Consider the following 19,483-nt stretch of genomic DNA (forward strand, 5'->3'; position numbering starts at 1 on the left):
CTTGTCACAAAGCGTTCATACACTTTTCATCATGACTGACCCGACTCCGTTGAAGCTGCTCAACCGCGAACAGGCGATCCTGGAATTCAACCGTCGCGTGCTGGCCCAGGCGCGCCGGGAGGACGTGCCGCTGCTGGAGCGGCTGCGCTACATCTGCATCGTGTCCAGCAACCTGGACGAGTTCTTCGAGGTGCGCTTCGCCGACATGCTGGACGCCGCGCGCGACCCGCTGAGCCCGGTGTCGGGCCAGGACGTGGACCGCGTGGGCCGGGCGGCGCACACGCTGATCGACGAGCAGTACCACGTGTTCAACGAGCAGGTGATGCCGCTGCTGCAGCAGGAGCACATCGTCATCCTGAATCACGCCGACCGCGACGAGCCGCAGCGCGCCTGGGTGGCCAAGTTCTTCGAGCGCGAGGTGAAACCGCTGCTGGTGCCGGTGGGGCTGGACCCGGCGCACCCGTTCCCGCAGGTGGCCAACAAGTCGCTGCACTTCATCGCGCGGCTGTCGGGCAAGGACGCCTTCGGCCGCGACAACCGCATCGCCATCGTCAAGGTGCCGCGCGTGCTGCCGCGCGTCATCAAGCTGCCCGCCAACCTGAGCGATGGCCACCAGGCCTTCGTGCTGCTGACCAGCGTCATCCGCGCTCATCTGGAGGAATTGTTCCCGGGCCGCAAGGTGGAGGCGTTCTCGCAGTTCCGCGTCACGCGCGACTCCGACCTCGAGGTGGACGAGGAGGAGATCGCCAACCTGCGCCACGCGCTGCGTTCGGGGCTGACGACGCGCCACTTCGGCCGCGCGGTGCGGCTGGAAGTCGTCAACACCTGCCCGGCCGAGCTGTCGGAGTTCCTGCTGGAGCAGTTCGGTCTGCCCGCCGCGGCGCTGTACCGCGTCAACGGCCCCGTGAACCTGGTGCGGCTCAACGAGTTGATCGACCAGACCGATGCGCCGGCGCTGCGCTTCGCGCCCTATGAGCCGGCCTGGCCCACGGGCCGACTGCCGCGCCACAAGTCCATCTTCGAGAAGCTGAAGAAAGGCGACGTGCTGCTGCACCACCCGTTCGAGAGCTTCGACCCGGTCGTGCAACTGCTGCGCGAGGCGGTCAACGACCCTGACGTGCTGGCCATCAAGCAGACCATCTACCGCACCGGCGCCAAGTCGGAGCTGATGGACCTGCTGATCGAGGGCGCGCGGCGCGGCAAGGAGGTCATGGCCGTCGTGGAGCTGAAGGCGCGCTTCGACGAGGAGGCCAACATCAACTGGGCCGAGCGGCTGGAGGCCGTGGGCGCGCAGGTGGTGTACGGCATCGTGGGCTACAAGACGCACGCCAAGCTGCTGCTGATCACGCGGCGCGAGAACGGCCGGTTGCGCCGCTACGCCCACCTGTCCACCGGCAACTACAACCCCAAGACCGCGCGGCTCTACACCGACCTGGGCCAGCTGACGGCCGACGCCGACCTGACGGCCGATGCCGACTCGGTGTTCCGCCAGCTCGCCTCGCTGGGCAAGTTCAAGGCGCCGCGGCGCATGCTGCTGGCGCCGTTCAACATGCATGACCGCATGGTGGAGCTGCTGGGCCAGGTGGAAGCCGCGGCGCTGGCGGGCTACAAGGCCGCACGCGTGGTCGTGAAGATCAACTCGCTGACGGATGTGGACCTCATCCACGCGCTGCTGCGCACGGCGCGTGCCGGCGCCAAGGTGGACCTCATCGTGCGCGGCGCCTGCATGCTGCCGCCGGGGTTGCCGGGCGTCAGCGACAACATCATCGTGCGCTCGGTGGTGGGCCGCTTCCTGGAGCATTCGCGCGTCTGCTACTTCCGCTGGGCGGAGGGGGACGACGGCGAGGCGCTGTTCCTGAGCAGCGCCGACTGGATGAGCCGCAACATGTTCCGCCGCATCGAGGTGGCCTGGCCGGTGCTGGACCCCAAGCTGCGGCAGCGCGTCATCGACGAGGCGCTGCAGCCCTATCTGCACGATTCACTGGATGCCTGGCAGCTGGGGCCGGACGGTCGCTCCATGCGCATCAGCGACAGCGGCATCAGCGCGCAGCAGGCGTTGATGAGGCGTTTCTCTGAATGAGAATCCAGCCATGGACCTGATTCTTTGGCGCCATGCCGAGGCCGAGATCATCCAGCCCGGCCAGGACGACCTGCAGCGCGCACTGACCACCAAGGGTGAGCGCCAGGCGCGGCGCATGGCCGCCTGGCTGAACCAGCGGTTGGCGGCCACCACGCGCGTGCTGACCAGCCCCGCGCTGCGCTGCCGCCAGACGGTGGACGCGCTGGGCCGCGAGGCGCGCATCGTGCCGTCCACCGCGCCCGATGTGCCGTTTGCCAATCTCATCGAAGCCGCCCGCTGGCCCAAGGCCAGCGAGCCGGTGCTGATCTGCGGCCACCAGCCCACGCTGGGTCAGCTGGCGGCGCATCTGCTGGCCGGCGTGGAGCAGGACTGGGCCGTGAAGAAGGGCGCCGTGTGGTGGCTGCGCTGGCGCCAGCGCGATGGAGAGCCGGAGGTGACCCTGCACGCCGTGCAGGGGCCGGACTCGCTCTAGAGGTGACGGGTCTCGGCCGGCACGTTCCACCAGTTGTTGTGCAGGCCGTCGAAATACTGCACCGGGGCGTTCACCAGTTCTTCTGTTGACACGTCGTCCAGCGCATTGAGCTTCACCGACACGAAGGCGCCGCCCATCTCCTCGATGTAGCCGTGCCCGTAGGAGCGCACGCCGCAGGTCTTGCAGAACAGGTTGTGGATGCTGTTGCTGCCGAACTGGTAGTCGCTTTGCGCATCTGCGCCGGCCAGCAGCCGGAAGGCATCGGGCTTGACGCTGGCGCTCCAGTTGCGGGTCTTGAAGCAGATGGAGCAGTTGCAGCGGCCGGTACCGGCGGCGAGGTCCAGGTCGACTTCGAAGCGGACGGCTTTGCAGTGGCAGCTGCCGGTGTAGGTCTTGAGCATGGCGGTCTCCTGTGTGGGGGCCGCGGCATGTTCGCGGCCCGCACTGCCAGGTTCTGGCAGCAGGGGCCGCGCCTCCCTAGCCGACCAGCAGCTCGACCTGGCCCGTCTTGGCCCAGGCTTCGGCCTCCTCCTTCAACAGGAAGCGGGTGCGCGCCTGCTCGCCGGACCAGCTCTTGGGGCAGGTCAGCGTCAGCTGCTGGCCCGCGCGTTGCAGCTTTGGCGTGCCGGCGGCGGCCGGCGTGCGGGCATGGCACAGGATCAGCGCCAGGCGCAGCGCGATGAGCTGGTCCAGCAGCGTCGCGTCGGCCAGTTCGGCCTCCAGCTTGCGCAGGCCGCCGCGCTGCCCCAGCGCCAGCGCGCCCAGACGCTGCAGCTGGTTGGTGGAGAAGCCGGCCGCGTCCACGTGGCCGATGATGTAGGCGCTGTGGCGGTGGTGGTCGTGGTGCGACACCAGCATGCCGATCTCGTGCAGCGCCGCGGCCCAGCGCAGTTCGCGCAACAGTTCGGGCGCGGGCTTGGCCACCAGCTGGCGGTACAGCTTCTCGGCCTGGGCGGCCACACGGTCGGCTTGCGCCACATCCACGTCGAAGCGCTGTTGCAGCTCGGCGACGGAATCGCCGCGCGGGTCGCGCGCGCCGCTGGGCTGCAGCCGCTCGGCCAGGTCGAAGATGACGCCCTGGCGCAGCGCGCCCTTGGTGGGCATCAGCTCATCGATGCCGAACTGCGTCAGCAGCGTGTAGAGGATGCACAGGCCGCCGGCGACCACCGGGCGGCGGTCGTCCTTCAGGCCGGTGATCTGCAGTTGGTCCTGCGAGCCCGCGGCCAGGCATTGCGCAATGCACCAGCGCAGCGCGGCGGGCGTGATGCGGCCGTCGGTCTGGCCGGTGGCGGCCAGGATCTGCGACACCGCGCCCACGGTGCCGGACGAGCCCAGCGCCTCCTGCCACAGCTCGGGGCGGAACAGCGTCAGCGCTTCCTCCAGCTCGGCGCCGGCGGCCACCTGCGCGGCGCGGAAGGCCTCCTCGGTGTAGCGGCCGTCGGCGAAGAAGCGCAGCGACAGGCCCACGCTGCCGACGCCGAAGGACTCGGCCAGCAACGGCTTGCGGCCGCGGCCCAGGATCATCTCGGTGGAGCGGCCGCCGATGTCGATGACCAGTCGTGGCTTGTTGGAGGGCTGCAGGCGCGCCACGCCGGCATAGATGAGGCGGGCCTCCTCGCGGCCGGAGATGACCTCCACCGGATGGCCCAGCACGGCCTCGGCGCGGGCCAGGAAGGCGTTGCGGTTGCGCGCCTCGCGCAGTGTCTGCGTCGCGACGGCGCGGATGCGTTCGGGCGCGATGCCCACCAGCTGCTCGCCGAAGCCCTTCAGGCAGGTCAGCCCGCGCTGCATGGCCTCCTCCGTCAGCATGCCCTCGGCATCCAGGCCGGCGCCCAGGCGCACGCTTTCCTTGATGTAGCTGAGGCGCTGATAGCGCTCGCCGCTGAGGCGGGCCAACTCCAGCCGGAAGCTGTTGGAGCCGATGTCGATGGAGGCCCAGGGTTGGCCGCTGCGGTCGGGGCGCGTCGTCATGGCGGCGGATTGTCGCGGCAAAATTTGACGCCCCTTCGTAACTCCAGCCCCCCAGGAGCTCTCATGCTGAAAGACGAGATTGACAGCCTCGCCCCCGGCCGCGACTTCAGCCGCCGCAACTTCGTGCAGACCACCGTGGGCAGCGGCTTCGCGGCCGCCGTGCTGCCGGTGACGGCGCAGACCATCACGACCGACACCGCGGGCCTGGAGGCGGGCACGGTCAGCATCAAGGTGGGCGACTTCGCGATGCCGGCCTACCGCGCGCAGCCGGCGGGCAAGAAGAACCTGCCGGTCATCCTCGTCGCCAGCGAGATCTTCGGCGTGCACGAGCACATCGCAGACGTGTGCCGGCGCTTCGCCAAGCAGGGCTACCTGGCCATCGCGCCGGAACTGTTCGTGCGCCACGGAAATGCCGGCGCGTACACCGAGACGGCCAAGCTCATTGCCGAGGTGGTCAGCAAGGCGTCGGACGCGCAGGTCTGCGGTGACCTGGACGCGACGGTGGCCTGGGCCGCGGCCAACGGCGGCGACACGGCCAAGTTGGGCATCACCGGCTTCTGCTGGGGCGGGCGCACGACCTGGCGCTACGTGGCACACAACCCCAAGGTGGCGGCCGGCGTGGCCTGGTACGGCCCGGTGGCGCGCAGCTACCACCCCGGCGACAAGACCGCGGTCGAGCTGGCGGCCAGCATCAAGGCGCCGGTGCTGGGCCTGTACGGCGCGGCGGACGGTGGCATCCCGGTCGACACGCTGACGCAGTTGGAGAACGCGCTGAAGGCGGCCGGCAACACGAAGAGCGAGATGGTGGTCTACCCCGACACGCCGCATGCGTTCTACGCCGACTACCGCCCCAGCTACCGCAAGGCGGCGGCCGACGACGGCTGGGCGAAGTGCCTGGCCTGGTTCAAAAAGAACGGCGTGGCCTGAAAGCTTGACAGCTCTGCTAGGCTGACGGGAGTCGGGGCCGCGCAGAACGGCCCCGTTTCTTTGCTGATTCCATGACTCTCCTCTACATCGTGCTCGCCACCTTCGCGGGCGGGCTGCTGTCGGTGCTCGTCGCCGCCAGCCTGACCGTGGGCGTGCTGACCCGCCTCGTGAAAAGCCTGGTCAGCCTGTCGGCCGGCATCCTGCTGGGCACGTCGCTGCTGAACGTGCTGCCCGAGGCCTTCGAGAGCCACACCGCTCTGCCGCAGACGCTGTTCGCCGTGCTGCTGGCCGGGCTGCTGTTCTTCTGGCTGCTGGAGAAGGTGGAGCTGTACCGCCACACCCACCACCACGAAGACGACGGCCACCATCACCACCACCATTTCGACGCCGAGCAGGCCGGCCGTGGCGGCCTGACCGTGCTGGTGGGCGACAGCATCCACAACTTCTGTGACGGCGCCATCATCGCGGCCGCCTTCCTGGCTGACACGCACCTGGGCTGGGCGACGGCGCTGGCCATCGTCGCGCACGAGATCCCGCAGGAGGTGGGCGACTACATCGTGCTGCTGAACGCCGGCTTCACGCGTGCCAAGGCGCTGCTGTTCAACGCGATCTCGGGCATGGCCTCGGTGCTAGGCGGCGTGCTGGGCTATCTGCTCATCGGCCAGTTCGACGGCGTGCTGCCGTATCTGCTGGTGCTGGCGTCCAGCAGCTTCATCTACATCTCGGTGGCCGACCTGCTGCCGCAGCTGCAGCAGCGACTGGCCTGGCGCGACACGTTCGCCCAGGTGGCCTGGCTGGCCGTGGGCCTGGGTGCGGCCTTCGTCGTGTCACAGATGCTGCACCAGTCGCACGGACACGCGCATTGACGCTCAGCCGCCCGCCAGCCGCTCCAGGCCGGCGCGCACGTCCTTCAGCACCTCATCGGCCAGCGCGGCGTCGGCCTTCAGCACGCCGCGTGACAGGGCCATCGCGCCCACCAGCGCGGCCACGGCCAGCGTGGCCTGGGCGCTGTCGTCGCTGCCCAGCGCCGCCTGCACGCCGTCGCGCAGTTCCAGGAAGCCGGCCGTGTAGCTCTGGCTGACGGCCTCGCTCTGCCGACCGGTCTCGCAGGCCGACGCGACGACGGGGCAGCCGGCCGAGAAGTCGTCGCGCACACGGGCGCTCAGGTAGCGATCCAGATAGCGGGCCAGGCTGGCCGGCTCGCCACGGCTGGACCGGCTGACCTTGTCGAAGCCGCTGCGGAAGCTGTGCGCGAACGCCTGGGCGGCCAGGTCCTGCTTGTCGGTGAAGTGTTTGTACAGCGCGCCATGCGTGAGGCCGGCGGCCTTGCAGATGTCGGCCACGCCGACGCCGTCGATGCCGTGCTGCTTGAACAGCCGGGCGGCGGCGTCCAGCAGCGCCTGGCGGTTCAGTTCGGCTTGTTCCTTGGTGACCTTCATGCAACGACTCCATCCGGCGGACTGGGGTATTGTGCATTTTTGATTGCGGTTGTTATCATTCATTTTGAAATCGATCGCAATCAAAAGGTGTCTTGATGCTCGCTGCCCGACTGGCTTCCCTGCTGCAACGCCGCGGCATCCACTACGCCTGGGTCGTGGCGGGGCTGACCTTCCTGGCCATGCTGATCACGTCGGCGGCGCTGGGCCTGCCCGGTGCGCTGCTGCAGCCCTTGTCCAAGGAGTTCGGCTGGAGCACGACTGAGCTGTCCTCGGTGTTCGCGACGCGCTTTGCGCTGTACGGGCTGCTGGGCCCGTTCGCGGCCGTGGTGCTGATGCGCTACGGCGTGCGCAGCGTCGTGGCGTTGGCGTCGGCCGCCATCGGCGTGGCGCTGCTGCTGGGGCTGTTCATGCAGAACCTGGCCCATGCCTTCGTGCTGTGGGGACTGGTGCTGGGCGTGGCGACGGGCATGACGGCCATGGTGCTGGGCGCGACGGTGGTGAACCGCTGGTTCGTCGAGCGCAAGGGGCTGGTCATGGGCCTGCTGGCGGGCAGCGCGGCGACCGGGCAGTTGGTGTTCCTGCCGCTGGCGACCTGGCTCATCGAGACGCAGGGCTGGCGCAGCGCGCTGCTGCCGGTGGTCGCCGCGACGGCCGTGGTGGCCGTGCTGGTGATGGCGCTGCTGCGCAACGCGCCGGCCGACCTCGGGCTGCTGCCCTATGGCGCAACGGCCGACACGCCCCCAATGCCCGCCGGGCCGCGCCCGACCTGGACGCTGCCGTTCGAGACGCTGGCCAGCGCCGCGCGCGTGCCGGCGTTCTGGGTGCTGGCGGGCAGCTTCTTCATCTGCGGGCTGAGCACCAACGGCCTGGTGCAGACGCATTTCATCTCGCTGTGCGGCGACCGCGGCCTGGGGCCCGTGCCGGCGGCGTCGGTGCTGGCGATGATGGGCGTGTTCGACCTGATCGGCACGACGCTGTCGGGCTGGCTGTCGGACCGCTATGACAACCGCAAGCTGCTGTGCTGGTACTACGGCCTGCGCGGGCTGTCGCTGTTCTGGCTGCCGTACTCGGACTTCACGGTCGCGGGGCTGTCGGGCTTCGCGATCTTCTACGGCCTGGACTGGATCGCCACGGTGCCGCCCACCGTCAAGCTGACCGCGCAGCACTTCGGTGCGGCGCGGGCGGGGCTGGTGTTCGGCTGGATCTTCGCCTTCCACCAGCTGGGTGCGGCGGCGGCGGCCTATGGCGCCGGCTTCTCGCGCGCCGTGTTGGCGTCGTACTCGCCCGCGCTGTTCGTGGCCGGCGGCGCCTGCCTGCTGGCCGCGCTGGCGGTGCTGGGCATACGCGCCGCGCAGGCCGCGCCTGCGACGACGCGTTGAACAGCAGCCGCTACTTGACGATCAGCACCGGCAGGTCGATGTGGGTCAGCACCTTCTGAGCCTCGCTGCCCAGCAGCAGCGCGGCCAGACCCTTGCGGCCGTGTGAGGCCATCACGATGAGGTCCACCTGCTCGGTCTTGGCGTGATCCACGATGGCCTCCCAGGCATGCAGCGCCTCGGCGGTGTGCATGCGGCAGGCCAGGCCCTGAGCCGCGGCAGCGGCGCTGACGGCCTCCACGCGCTGGGTTGCGACGCGCTGCTGCGCGTCGATGAACTCCTGCGGTGGCACGGGCTGGATCTCTGAGACCGCGCTGTAGGGGAAGGGCTCCATGACGCTCAGCGTCAGCAGCTGGGCGCCATGCACCTTGGCGAGCTGGATGGCGGCATCCACCGCATGGGCGGTGATGTCGGAGCCGTCAGTGGGGACAAGGATGCGCTTGAACATTCGGTCCTCCAGTCGTCGTTGCGGAGTACCACAGTGTGGCCCATCAGGGGCCGGTGCGCTTGTCGGAGATCAACCCTTTGCGACGGGGCGCGATGAATGGTCCGACCATTCGCTCCAGGAGCCTACGTAGAGCAGGCCGTCTCCCAGGCCGGCGTGGGACATCGCCAGCAGGTTGTGACAGGCCGTGACGCCCGAGCCGCATTGATGCACGACGGCGTCCGCGCCATGCGGGGCCAGCAAGGCCTGGAACTCGGCGCGCAGCTCGGCCGCGGGCTTGAAGCGGCCGTCGGCGCCCAGGTTGTTCTTGAACAACCGGTTGCTGGCACCGGGGATGTGGCCCGCCAGCTTGTCCAGCGGCTCGACCTCGCCGCGGAAGCGCTCCGGCGCGCGCGCGTCGATGAGGCGGACGTTGCCCAGCCGCTTCTGCAGCGTGGCGGCATCGATCTGGCCCACGAGCGGCGTGCCGGGCTGCCAGTCCGTTGCCGTCGTTGATGGCACGTCGGTCGTGCGCTCGCCGTCCCAGACGCCGTCAAGCACCGCGACCTCGGCGTGCCCCAGCCAGCGCAGCATCCACCAGCAGCGCGACGCATAGGGGCCGCCCTGGTGGTCGTAGCAGACCACCTGCCGGCCCGCGCGCAGGCCCAGCCGGCGCATCAGCGCCGCGAAGGCCTCGCGCTCGGGCAGCGGATGGCGGCCACGGAAGGCGCCGTCGGGGCCGGTCTTGGGGCCGCAGAGGTCGCGGTCCAGATGCAGGTACAGCGCGCCGGTGATGTGGCCTGCCGCGTAAGCGCGTTCGCCGGCGTCGGTGTCGGCGAGGTCGAAGCTGCAATCCAGGATCAGCGGGTCGGCCAGCGTTCTTAGCTCGGCGGCGGAAATCAGGGAAGTGAATGACATGGCGAGGCTTTCCAGTGTGGTGACTTACCCAGCGACTGCCGCGGAACCGGCTTTGCCGGGCCGCTGGCAGTGCCCCCTTGAGGGGGCGCGCGAAGCGCGTAGGGGGTGGGCCAGTCCGGTCATGACTCGTTGGGGTTGAACTGGCTGTCTTTCGGCGGTGGAGCCACCTTGGCGCGTAACAACGTAGCGGCGATGCCGGCGCCGATGATGAGCAGCATGCCGATGGCGGCCAGCCAGGTCAGCGGATCCTTGAACAGCAGCATGCCGTAGATGAAGGAGAACACGATGCCCAAGTACTGCAGGCAGGCGTTCACCAGCGGCCGGCCGATGGAATAGGCCCGTGTCAGGCAGACCTGCGCAGCGGTGGCCAGCAGCCCGACGGCCAGCAGCAGCGCGGCGCCCCACGGCGTGTGGTGCTGCAGGCCGCCCTCGGTCACCGCGGTGACCAGCGCGCCGGCGATGGCGCCGCCCGCGGAGAAATAGAACACCACGCGCAGCTCGGGCTCGCCGGCGCGGCCCAGCGCCGTCACCTGCAGATAGGCCATCGCCGCCAGCATGCCGGACAGCAGACCGGCCAGGCCGTGCCACAGCTGCTGCTCGTCCACGGTGGGGCGCAGGATCAGCGCCACACCCACGAAGCCCAGCAGCACCGAGGCCATCAGCCGCCAATCCAACTTCTGCGCACCCATCAGCACGGCGCCGCCCAGCAGGAACAGCGCCATCCAGACCGAGGACATGTAGTTCAGCGTCATGGCCGTCGCCAGCGGCAGCTTGCCGATGGCGTAGAACCACAGGCACAGCGACGTGACGCCCGAGATGCTGCGCCACAGGTGCATGCCGGGCACGCGGGTCTTCAGCGTCAGGCCTTGCTGGCGGCACATCAGCGCCATGGCGGTCATGCCGACCAGGCCGCGATACATGACGATCTCGCTGGCCGCGTAGAACTCGCTGGCCAGCTTCACGCAGACGCCCATGGTGGCGAACAGCAGCGTCGCCATGACCATGAGCAGCGGGGCGGGCATCAGTCGCTGGCGCCTAGATTCATGCCCATCTGCGCCCTGAACCATTCATGAAAGTGCTGCATGCCGTCTTCCATCGGGCTCTGGTACGGCCCCACCTCGCTGTCGCCCCGCATCATCAGCGCCTTGCGGCCGGCGTCCATGCGCTCGGCGATCTCGTCGTCCTCCACGCAGGTCTCCATGTAGGCGGCCTGGTGCGCCTCGACGAAGTCGCGCTCGAAGGCGGCGATCTCCTCGGGGTAGTAGAACTCGACGAGGTTGACGGTCTTCTGCGGCGACACCGGGTGCAGCGTGGACACCACCAGCACGTGCGGGTACCACTCCACCATGATGTGCGGGTAGTAGGTCAGCCAGATCGCGCCGGCCTCGGGCGGGCGGCCTTCGCGGAACTTCAGCAACTGGTCGTGCCAGCGCTGGTAGACCGGCGAGCCCGGGCGCTCCAGCTCCTTGTGCACGCCCACCGTCTGCACCGAGTGGTGCTTGCCGAACTCCCAGGCCAGGTCGTCGCAGCTGACGAAACCGCCCAGGCCCGGGTGGAAGGGGCCGACGTGGTAGTCCTCGAGGTAGACCTCGATGAAGGTCTTCCAGTTGTAGTTGCATTCGTGGACCTGCACCTTGTCCAGCACGTAGCCGGAGAAGTCCAGCTGCGCGCGCGGGCCCAGCTTGGCCAGTTCGGCGGCGACGTCGTGGCCGTTGTCCTCGAACAGCAGGCCGTTCCATTCCTGCAACTTGTAGTTGTTCAGGTTCAGGCAGGGGTCGTGGTCGAAGTGCGGCGCGCCGATCAACTCACCCTGATGTGAATATGTCCAGCGATGCAGCGGGCAGACGATGTTGGCCTTGGTGTTGCCGCGTCCGCGCAGCATGACCGCCTGGCGGTGCCGGCAGACATTGGAGATCAGCTCTATGCCTTGTGCCGAGCGCACCAGCGCACGGCCTTCGCCCTCCTGAGGCAGCGCGTAGTGGTCGCCGATTTCAGGGACAGCCAGTGCATGGCCGACATAGCGGGGCCCTCGCTGGAAGATGCTCGCCTGCTCGCGCTGGAACAGGTCGGTATCGAAGTAGGCGCTCACCGGGAGCTGGGTCTGGCTGCGTTGCAGCGCCGAGACGGGAAGGCTCAGGTCGGACATGATCCAGGACGGTCTTTCAGGCGAAGAGCGGAGTAAGGGGTGCTGCGTCCCTCCGGCGCATCTCGGGCTTGCCGAGTCGGCCAGGTTGCTTGGGTGGATGGGAAGGCTCGCGCGCGTGCGCGCTGGCGAAAGGTCCGGGATTCTACGCATGGGCGCGCCGGACAGCAGATCGTTACGCCTGGCTACGCGGGGCGGCGGGGCACCCGCTGACTACAATTGCGCGTTTCGTGTTTTGAAATGACAGCCAAGACCTCGTCCCGCACCAAGGCCGCCGTGGCAGACGGCAGTGATCTCAGCTACGAGCAGGCGCTCGACGAGCTGGAACGCTTGGTGGCGGCGATGGAGGGGCAGCAACTGCCGCTGGATCAGCTCCTTCAAAGCTACAAGCGCGGGGCCGAACTGCTGGCCCTGTGCCGCGGCCGCCTGCAGGCGGTGGAGCAGCAGGTGAAGTTGCTGGACGGCGTGGAGCTGAAGGCCTGGGAGGGCCCCTGAGACCATGGAAGCAAAGGACTTTGGCCGTTGGGTGGACACCTCCCTGTCCGGCGTCGAAGCGGCGCTGGACAGCCTGGTGCCCGCCGGCGCGCCCGCCGGGCTGGGCGAGGCCATGCGCTATGCGGTGCTGGGTGGCGGCAAGCGGCTGCGCCCGCTGCTGGTGCTGGCCAGCTGCGCGGCCGTCAACGGCGATGAGTTCGCCGCGATGCGCGCAGCCTGCGCGGTCGAACTGATCCACGCCTATTCGCTGGTGCATGACGACATGCCCTGCATGGACAACGACGTGCTGCGCCGCGGCAAGCCCACCACGCATGTGGCCTACGGCGAGGCCCAGGCCATGCTGGCGGGCGACGCGATGCAGGCGCTGGCCTTCGAGGTGCTGACCCCCCTGGAATCGGAAGGTGGCGGCATCCCGCCCGCGCTGCAGGCGCGGCTGTGCGCGCTGCTGGCGCGCTCGTCCGGCTACGACGGCATGGCCGGCGGCCAGGCCATCGACCTGGCCAGCATCGGCAAGCCGCTTGACGAGGCCACGCTGCGCGACATGCACCGCCGCAAGACCGGCGTGCTGCTGCAGGCCAGCGTGATGATGGGTGCGGCCTGCGGGCCGGCGGCGGCGCAGGCCACGAAGTCGCTGTCCGACTATGGTGCGGCGCTGGGCCTGGCCTTCCAGGTCGTGGACGACATCCTGGACGTCACGCAGGATTCCGCCGTGCTGGGCAAGACCGCCGGCAAGGACCAGGACGCCAACAAGCCCACCTATGTCAGCGTGCTGGGCCTGGAGGCCGCGCGCGCACTGGCGCAGCAACTGCGCGCCGAGGCCAAGGCGGCGCTGGCCGCCAGCGGGCTGGCTGACGTCAGCCACCTGAGCCTGCTGGCCGACTCCGTTGTAGAGCGGGATAACTAAAGAGGCACCGGATGGACTACACGTTGCTCAACGGCATCAACAGCCCGGCTGACCTGCGCCGCCTGCCGCGCACCGAGCTCAAGAAGCTCGCCGACGAGGTGCGCGCCTATGTGTTGGAGAGCGTCTCCAAGACCGGTGGCCACCTGGGGTCCAACCTGGGCACGGTCGAGCTGACCGTGGCGCTGCACTACGTGTTCAACACGCCGGACGACCGGCTGGTGTGGGACGTGGGCCACCAGACCTATCCCCACAAGGTGCTGACGGGCCGCCGCGACCGCATGGGTTCGCTGCGCCAGCTGGGCGGCATCAGCGGCTTTCCGCGCCGCGACGAGAGCGAGTACGACACCTTCGGCACCGGCCACTCGTCCACCAGCATCTCCGCCGCGCACGGCATGGCGATGGCGTTCAAGCTCAAGGGCGAGGACCGCAAGGCCGTGGCCATCATCGGCGACGGTTCCATGACGGCCGGCATGGCTTTCGAGGCACTGAACAACGCCGGCGTGGCCCATGGCGGGCTGATGGGTGACCTGCTGGTCATCCTGAACGACAACGACATGTCCATCAGCCCGCCGGTCGGCGCGCTGAACAAGTACCTCGCGCGGCTGATGAGCGGCAGCGTCTACGCCGCTGCGCGCGAGGGTGCCAAGAGCGTGCTGAAGAACACGCCGCTGTACGAGTTCGCGCGCAAGTTCGAGGAGCACACCAAGGGCATGGTCGTGCCCGGCACGATCTTCGAGGAGTTCGGCTTCAACTACGTCGGCCCCATCGACGGCCACGACCTGGACTCGCTGATTCCCACGCTGGAGAACCTGCGCGGCAAGAAGGGCCCGCAGTTCCTGCACATCGTCACGAAGAAGGGCGCCGGCTACAAGCTGGCCGAGGCCGACCCGGTCAAGTACCACGCCGCGTCCGGCAAGTTCGACCCGGCCGTGGGCTTCGTCAAGCCCGCCACGCCGCCCAAGACGACGTTCACGCAGGTGTTCGGCGACTGGCTATGCGACATGGCTGAGGCCGATTCGCGCCTGGTGGGCATCACGCCGGCCATGCGCGAGGGCTCGGGCATGGTGGAGTTCCACAAGCGCTTCCCGCAGCGCTATCACGACGTGGGCATCGCCGAGCAGCACTCGGTGACCTTCGCGGCCGGCCTGGCCTGCGAGGGCGTGAAGCCCGTCGTTGCGATCTACTCGACCTTCCTGCAGCGCGCCTACGACCAGATGGTCCACGACGTGGCCATCCAGAACCTGCCCGTGCTGTTCGCGCTGGACCGCGCCGGCCTGGTGGGCGCCGACGGCGCGACGCATGCCGGCAACTACGACATCGCCTACACGCGCTGCATTCCCAACATGGCCGTGCTGACGCCGGCCGATGAAGACGAATGCCGCCAGGCGCTGTACACGGGCTTCATGCACAACGGCCCGGTGACGGTGCGCTACCCGCGCGGTGCCGGCGCCGGCGTCGTGCCGGTGAAGGCCATGACGGCCCAGCCCTGGGGCAAGGGCGAGGTGCGCCGCAAGGGTCAGCGCATCGCCGTGCTGGCCTTTGGCACGCTGCTGTACCCCGCACTGGAAGCCGCCGAGCGTCTGGATGCGACGGTCGCCAACATGCGCTTCGTGAAGCCGCTGGATGCCGAACTCGTCGCCGAACTGGCGCGCACGCATGACGCGCTGGTCACCGTCGAGGACGGCTGCCTGATGGGTGGCGCCGGCAGTGCCGTGACCGAGGCGCTGAACGCCGCCGGCATCAGCGTCCCGGTGCTGCAACTGGGCCTGCCCGACGAGTTCGTCGAGCACGGCGACCCTGCCAAGCTGATGAGCCTGTGCGGCCTGGACGCTGCCGGCATCGAGGCCAGCATCGTCAAGCGCTTTGGCGCGAAGCCGACGGTGGTGCGCGCCGCAACGCGCTGAGCAACTCGTTGACCAAGGGCTGCGCCGGGCGGTGCAGCGGAATCAACGCCGAGACCCGGTAGGGAATGGAAACGGCCAACGGTCGAACGACCAGGCCTGATCCGGCGCAGGCCGCCGCCGTCAGCGGATTGACGATGGCGAGCCCCAGCCCCGAACGCACCAGTTCGCAGACGGCCACGGCGCTGTGCGTCTGCACGCGCAGCCGCCGCGCCACGCCGGCTGCCGCGAAGCGGGCATCGATCTCGCGGCGGTAGGGGTCGTCCTCGGCCAGGCTGATGAAATCCTGGTCCTTGAAGTCCTTCAGCGCCAGTCGCGGGCGTGCGGCCAGCGCGTGGCCCTCGGGCAGCACGGCCACCTCGTCCGCCTCCAGCACCGGCTCCACGCGCACGCCCGGCAACGACGTGGCCTGCTCGGCCAGGCCCAGGTCGAAGCGCTGCTCGCCCATCCACGCGTCCAGCAGCGGCGGCTCTGCAGGCGTGATGGACACGCGGGCGGCCGGATGCCCGGCCAGCAGCGCGGCCAGGGCGCTCGGCAGCAGCGCGTGGCTCAATGCCGGCAGGCTCAGCACGCTGAGGGCCGTGTCCTCCGCGCGCCCCAGCGCCTCGGCCCGCTCGATGACGCGGGCCAGGCCCTGGAAGCTGCGCTCCACCTCGTCGAACAAGGCCAGCGCCCGCGCCGTGGCCCGCAGCCGGCCACGCTCGCGCTCGAACAGCGCATAGCCCAGCAACTGCTCCAGCCGCGCCAGGTCGCGGCTCAGCGTGGGCTGCGACGTGTGCAGCAGCGCGGCCGCGCCCGTGACGCTGCCGGCCGTCATGACGGCGCGGAAGACTTCGATGTGGCGGTGCTGGATATCCATATCAGTAATGGATTGTCCAACGACAAATTGCAATTTGATTGAATGGGTGCGGCCGGGCATGCTTCAGCCCATGACCAAGCCTCTGCCCATCGCCTTCACGCCCGCCCGTCTGCAATCCCTGGCCACCGAACACGGCACGCCGCTGTGGGTCTACGACGCCGCCACCATCCGCGAGCGCGCCGCGTCGCTGAAGCGTTTCGACGTCGTGCGGTTTGCGCAGAAGGCTTGCTCCAACACCCACATCCTGCGGGTGCTGCGCGAGCAGGGCGTCAAGGTCGATGCGGTGTCGCGCGGCGAGATCCTGCGTGCGCTGGCGGCCGGCTATCAGACGGGTGGCGACGAGATCGTCTTCACCGCCGACCTGCTGGATCACGCTACGCTGGCCACCGTCGTGGAGCATCGCGTGCCGGTGAATGCCGGCTCCATCGACATGCTGGGCCAGCTGGGTGCCGTATCGCCGGGCCATCCGGTGTGGTTGCGCATCAACCCCGGCTTCGGCCACGGCCACAGCCACAAGACCAATACCGGCGGCGAGCACAGCAAGCACGGCATCTGGCACACCGACCTGCCCGAAGCGCTGGCAGCCATTCGCGCGCACGGCCTGAAGCTCGTGGGTCTGCACATGCACATCGGCTCGGGTGTGGACTACGGCCACTTGGCGCAAGTGGGCCAGGCCATGGTGGGCCTGGTTCGTGTGGCCGTGAACGCCGGCCACGACCTGCACGCCATCTCGGCCGGCGGCGGCCTGTCCATTCCCTACCGCGATGGCGATGCGGGCATCGATGTGGACCACTACTTCGGCCTGTGGGACGCGTCGCGCCGCCAGGCGGAGGCGCTGGTGGGCCACAAGCTGACGCTGGAACTGGAGCCGGGCCGCTACCTGGTCGCCGAAAGCGCGGTGCTGCTGGCCGAGGTGAGGGCGGTCAAGAACTCGGGAGCCAACCGCTTCGTGCTGGTGGATGCCGGCTTCAACGAGCTGATGCGCCCGGCCATGTACGGCGCCTTCCACGGCATGAGCGTGATCGGTGCGGGCGGCGAGGCGCAGCCTGCGGTCGTCGCCGGCCCGCTGTGTGAATCGGGCGATGTGTTCACGCAAGGCCCGGGCGGCGAGGTGCTGACGCGCCAACTGCCGCCGGCCGCGGTCGGTGACCTGCTGGTCATCCACGACGCGGGCGCGTATGGCGCGTCCATGTCCAGCAACTACAACAGCCGGCCGCTGGCGGCCGAGGTGCTGGTGGATGGCGAAGCCACGCGTTTGATTCGCCGCCGCCAGACGGTGGAGGAATTGTTGGCGCTGGAGTTGTGAGGGTCAAAACCCCCTCCGTGCGGAAACGGAGTTATTTTCGAAATCCCGTCTGTCACGAGATTTGTAAGTGGTGACTGGAGGCGGGGATATTCGTGAAAATTGAAGCTGCGACAGGGGTTTCCACCCGGTAAAACTCCCGATGCAGTATCGCGATGGGGCTGGGTCCAATATTGAATGCCCAAGCCGTTGCGTGAATTCGAAACAGGTTTGGATGGGGTCTTTTCAATATCCCTGCAAACGGTTTTATGAAACAACGGTTCAAGTTTTCGCGAATGGGTGGCGATGGCATGACTCGCGGCGCGGCCGCTAGGGTCTCGTGAAGCTCGTCCCCATCCAGCAAGTCGGCAGCCATATCAAGGCCGGGGCGGCGCTGCCTTTCGGTGTGCGCGATGCCGAGGGCAAGCTGCTGCTCGCCAAGGGGCAGATGGTGCCCAGCGAGCAGATGCGCGAGGCCTTGCTGAACCGTGGTGTGTTCGTGGACCTGGACGAACTGCGCGACCCGTCGCGCCGTAGCGCCGACGATGGCGTGGGTGGCGAGGACTTTTTCGCCCGCTGGGAGGGCTTGCAGACTCGCTTGTCCGTGCTGTTGCGGGCGCCCGAAGAGGCGTTGTTCCTGCCGCGCGTGCGTGAGAGCGCGGCCCAGTTCATCTCCTGGGCAGAGCGCTTCCCCGATCAACTGCTGTTCGTCGTCGTACAGCACGACCACAGCCGTCACGAGGTCTACGGGCTGGTGCATCTGCTGCATGCCGCCGCCTTCTGCGCGCTGCTGTCGCGGCGCCTGGGCTGGACGCCGGAGCGCCAGCGCAGCCTCGTCGGCGCGGCGCTGACGATGAACCTCTCCATCATCGACCTGCAGGGACGGCTGGCCTCGCGCGGTGGAAAGCTGGCGGCACCGCAGCGGGCCGCCATCGACCGCCATCCCGACGAAGCCGTCGCTTGGCTGCGCAACGCCGGTCTGGACGACGCCGACTGGCTGGCCGCCGTGGCGCAGCACCATGAGCAGCCGGGCGGGGGCGGATACCCCCAGGGCCTGGCGGAGCCCTGCGAAGCGGCCCAGCTGCTTCGCCTGGTGGACATCTTCCTCGCCAAGCTGGCCAGCCGTGGCGGGCGCGCGGCGATGGGGGCGCCCCAGGCCGCCAAGGCGCTCTACACCGGCAGCGACGGGCACCCGTTCGCCGCGCTGCTGGTCAAGGAAGTGGGGCTGTACCCGCCGGGCACGCTGGTCAGGCTGGCCAGCGGCGAAATCGCCGTGGCCGTGCGCCGCGGGGCGACCGGGCAGACGCCGCTGGTGAGCGCGGTGATGAACCGGCACGGCGACGCACTGGGCTCGCCGGTGCGGCGGGACACGGCGCAGGCGGAGCATGCCGTCACCGCGCTGGTGGGCGTGCAGGCCCTGCGCGTCAAGCTCAGCGCCAACCAGCTCTACGACCGCCGCTACGAGGCTTGAGCAACCGACAGGCGGGTAAACCCGCCATAGGCATGCTCAATAACGCCGATTTGATAAATGTTTTCAACCGAAAGAATGTCTTCTATATAGTTCTTCCTATCCCATCAACCAGCCCCCTGGAGTACCCATGTCGCTGATCAATACGCAAGTCCAGCCCTTCAAGACCGAAGCCTTCCACAACGGCAAGTTCATCACCGTCAGCGACGAGACGCTGAAGGGCAAGTGGTCCGTGCTGATCTTCATGCCGGCCGCGTTCACGTTCAACTGCCCGACCGAAGTCGAAGACGCGGCCGACAGCTACGCCGAGTTCCAGAAGCTGGGCGCCGAGGTCTACATCGTCACGACCGACACGCACTTCTCGCACAAGGTGTGGCACGAGACCTCGCCGGCCGTCGGCAAGGCCAAGTTCCCGCTGGTGGGCGACCCGACCCACACGCTGACCAACGCCTTCGGCGTGCACATCCCTGAAGAAGGCCTGGCGCTGCGCGGCACCTTCGTCATCAACCCGGAAGGCGTCATCAAGACCGCCGAAGTGCACTCCAACGAAATCGCCCGTGACGTGTCGGAAACGCTGCGCAAGCTGAAGGCTGCCCAGTACACCGCCGCCCACCCTGGCCAGGTCTGCCCGGCCAAGTGGAAGGAAGGCGCCAAGACCATCGCTCCGTCGCTGGACCTGGTCGGCAAGATCTAAATCTCGTTTCATGACGAACCTCAGGAGCCCGGGAGGGTTCCTGCCTTCCGCAGAGCCTCACCGGTTCTGCTGAAAGGGCCTCCGGCACTGGGGACCCTTTCAGCAGTGGCCAGCCCTGCCACGCCTCACT

19 protein-coding genes are annotated in these 19,483 nt (G+C 68.6%); 11 read left to right on the top strand and 8 right to left on the bottom strand.

The window, feature by feature from the left end; genetic code table 11:
• Window positions 1-31 precede the first annotated feature (31 nt).
• Window positions 32-2,080 carry a polyphosphate kinase 1 gene (gene ppk1, locus J2X21_RS02195; protein ID WP_310324310.1) on the top strand — a complete coding sequence of 683 codons (2,049 nt, stop codon included), beginning with the start codon at window positions 32-34 and terminating at the stop codon, window positions 2,078-2,080.
• A gap of 10 nt (window positions 2,081-2,090) precedes the next feature.
• The gene (locus J2X21_RS02200; protein ID WP_310324312.1) at window positions 2,091-2,552 is read left to right on the top strand and encodes a SixA phosphatase family protein; all 462 of its coding nucleotides are present in this window, start codon (window positions 2,091-2,093) and stop codon (window positions 2,550-2,552) included.
• Here J2X21_RS02200 and J2X21_RS02205 read toward each other — a convergent pair.
• Window positions 2,549-2,953: a GFA family protein gene (locus J2X21_RS02205; protein ID WP_310324314.1), complete on the bottom strand. Its 405-nt coding sequence runs from the start codon at window positions 2,951-2,953 to the stop codon at window positions 2,549-2,551. The two genes, J2X21_RS02200 and J2X21_RS02205, sit on opposite strands and share 4 nt — an antisense overlap.
• A gap of 76 nt (window positions 2,954-3,029) precedes the next feature.
• A complete protein-coding gene (locus tag J2X21_RS02210) occupies window positions 3,030-4,523 on the bottom strand; it encodes a Ppx/GppA phosphatase family protein (RefSeq protein WP_310324316.1) in 1,494 nt (497 codons plus the stop codon).
• Between the two features lie 63 nt (window positions 4,524-4,586).
• Here J2X21_RS02210 and J2X21_RS02215 point away from each other — a divergent pair, with 63 nt between their 5' ends.
• Both J2X21_RS02215 and J2X21_RS02220 read left to right on the top strand, forming a co-directional pair.
• Window positions 4,587-5,450 (top strand): dienelactone hydrolase family protein, encoded by an 864-nt coding sequence (locus J2X21_RS02215; protein ID WP_310324318.1) that lies wholly within the window; start codon window positions 4,587-4,589, stop codon window positions 5,448-5,450.
• Between the two features lie 71 nt (window positions 5,451-5,521).
• Window positions 5,522-6,316 (top strand): ZIP family metal transporter, encoded by a 795-nt coding sequence (locus tag J2X21_RS02220; RefSeq protein ID WP_310324319.1) that lies wholly within the window; start codon window positions 5,522-5,524, stop codon window positions 6,314-6,316.
• 3 nt (window positions 6,317-6,319) lie between these two features.
• On the opposite strand, the gene J2X21_RS02225 is transcribed toward J2X21_RS02220, so the two are convergent.
• Window positions 6,320-6,889, bottom strand: coding sequence for a TetR/AcrR family transcriptional regulator (locus J2X21_RS02225; RefSeq protein WP_310324321.1), 570 nt, complete (start codon window positions 6,887-6,889; stop codon window positions 6,320-6,322).
• 95 nt (window positions 6,890-6,984) lie between these two features.
• Between J2X21_RS02225 and J2X21_RS02230 the strand changes: the two genes are divergently transcribed.
• A complete protein-coding gene (locus J2X21_RS02230; protein ID WP_310324323.1) occupies window positions 6,985-8,268 on the top strand; it encodes an MFS transporter in 1,284 nt (427 codons plus the stop codon).
• A gap of 10 nt (window positions 8,269-8,278) precedes the next feature.
• Here the strand turns inward: J2X21_RS02230 and J2X21_RS02235 are convergent, their stop codons facing one another.
• The 4 genes from J2X21_RS02235 to J2X21_RS02250 form a co-directional block, all read right to left on the bottom strand.
• On the bottom strand, window positions 8,279-8,713 hold the full coding sequence (locus tag J2X21_RS02235; RefSeq protein WP_310324325.1) for a universal stress protein: 435 nt from the start codon (window positions 8,711-8,713) through the stop codon (window positions 8,279-8,281).
• A gap of 69 nt (window positions 8,714-8,782) precedes the next feature.
• Window positions 8,783-9,607: a sulfurtransferase gene (locus tag J2X21_RS02240; protein ID WP_310324327.1), complete on the bottom strand. Its 825-nt coding sequence runs from the start codon at window positions 9,605-9,607 to the stop codon at window positions 8,783-8,785.
• Between the two features lie 119 nt (window positions 9,608-9,726).
• The gene (locus J2X21_RS02245; RefSeq protein ID WP_310324331.1) at window positions 9,727-10,629 is read right to left on the bottom strand and encodes a DMT family transporter; all 903 of its coding nucleotides are present in this window, start codon (window positions 10,627-10,629) and stop codon (window positions 9,727-9,729) included.
• Entirely contained in the window at window positions 10,629-11,753 is a 1,125-nt protein-coding gene (locus J2X21_RS02250; protein ID WP_310324334.1) for an aromatic ring-hydroxylating oxygenase subunit alpha, read from the bottom strand. Before J2X21_RS02250 ends, J2X21_RS02245 begins: the two co-directional genes overlap by 1 nt.
• A gap of 237 nt (window positions 11,754-11,990) precedes the next feature.
• Between J2X21_RS02250 and xseB the strand changes: the two genes are divergently transcribed.
• From xseB to dxs, 3 genes are read left to right on the top strand one after another with little or no spacing between them, the layout of a single operon-like run.
• Window positions 11,991-12,245 carry an exodeoxyribonuclease VII small subunit gene (gene xseB / locus J2X21_RS02255; protein ID WP_310324335.1) on the top strand — a complete coding sequence of 85 codons (255 nt, stop codon included), beginning with the start codon at window positions 11,991-11,993 and terminating at the stop codon, window positions 12,243-12,245.
• Between the two features lie 4 nt (window positions 12,246-12,249).
• Window positions 12,250-13,149 carry a polyprenyl synthetase family protein gene (locus J2X21_RS02260; RefSeq protein WP_310324337.1) on the top strand — a complete coding sequence of 300 codons (900 nt, stop codon included), beginning with the start codon at window positions 12,250-12,252 and terminating at the stop codon, window positions 13,147-13,149.
• 11 nt (window positions 13,150-13,160) lie between these two features.
• A complete protein-coding gene (dxs, locus tag J2X21_RS02265) occupies window positions 13,161-15,053 on the top strand; it encodes a 1-deoxy-D-xylulose-5-phosphate synthase (protein WP_310324339.1) in 1,893 nt (630 codons plus the stop codon).
• Here the strand turns inward: dxs and J2X21_RS02270 are convergent.
• Window positions 15,004-15,909, bottom strand: a complete 906-nt coding sequence (locus tag J2X21_RS02270) for a LysR family transcriptional regulator (protein WP_310324341.1) — start codon at window positions 15,907-15,909, stop codon at window positions 15,004-15,006. The genes dxs and J2X21_RS02270 overlap by 50 nt on opposite strands.
• A gap of 70 nt (window positions 15,910-15,979) precedes the next feature.
• Between J2X21_RS02270 and lysA the strand changes: the two genes are divergently transcribed.
• The 3 genes from lysA (at window position 15,980) to ahpC (ending at window position 19,353) form a co-directional block, all read left to right on the top strand.
• Window positions 15,980-17,215 (top strand): diaminopimelate decarboxylase, encoded by a 1,236-nt coding sequence (gene lysA, locus J2X21_RS02275; RefSeq protein ID WP_310324343.1) that lies wholly within the window; start codon window positions 15,980-15,982, stop codon window positions 17,213-17,215.
• A 316-nt stretch (window positions 17,216-17,531) separates the two neighbouring features.
• Entirely contained in the window at window positions 17,532-18,662 is a 1,131-nt protein-coding gene (locus J2X21_RS02280; RefSeq protein WP_310324345.1) for an HD-GYP domain-containing protein, read from the top strand.
• Between the two features lie 127 nt (window positions 18,663-18,789).
• Window positions 18,790-19,353, top strand: coding sequence for an alkyl hydroperoxide reductase subunit C (ahpC, locus tag J2X21_RS02285; protein ID WP_310324347.1), 564 nt, complete (start codon window positions 18,790-18,792; stop codon window positions 19,351-19,353).
• The last annotated feature ends 130 nt before the right edge of the window (window positions 19,354-19,483 follow it).

It is taken from the genome of Roseateles asaccharophilus (assembly GCF_031458115.1).
Taxonomy (GTDB): Bacteria; Pseudomonadota; Gammaproteobacteria; order Burkholderiales; family Burkholderiaceae_C; genus Pelomonas; species Pelomonas asaccharophilus_A.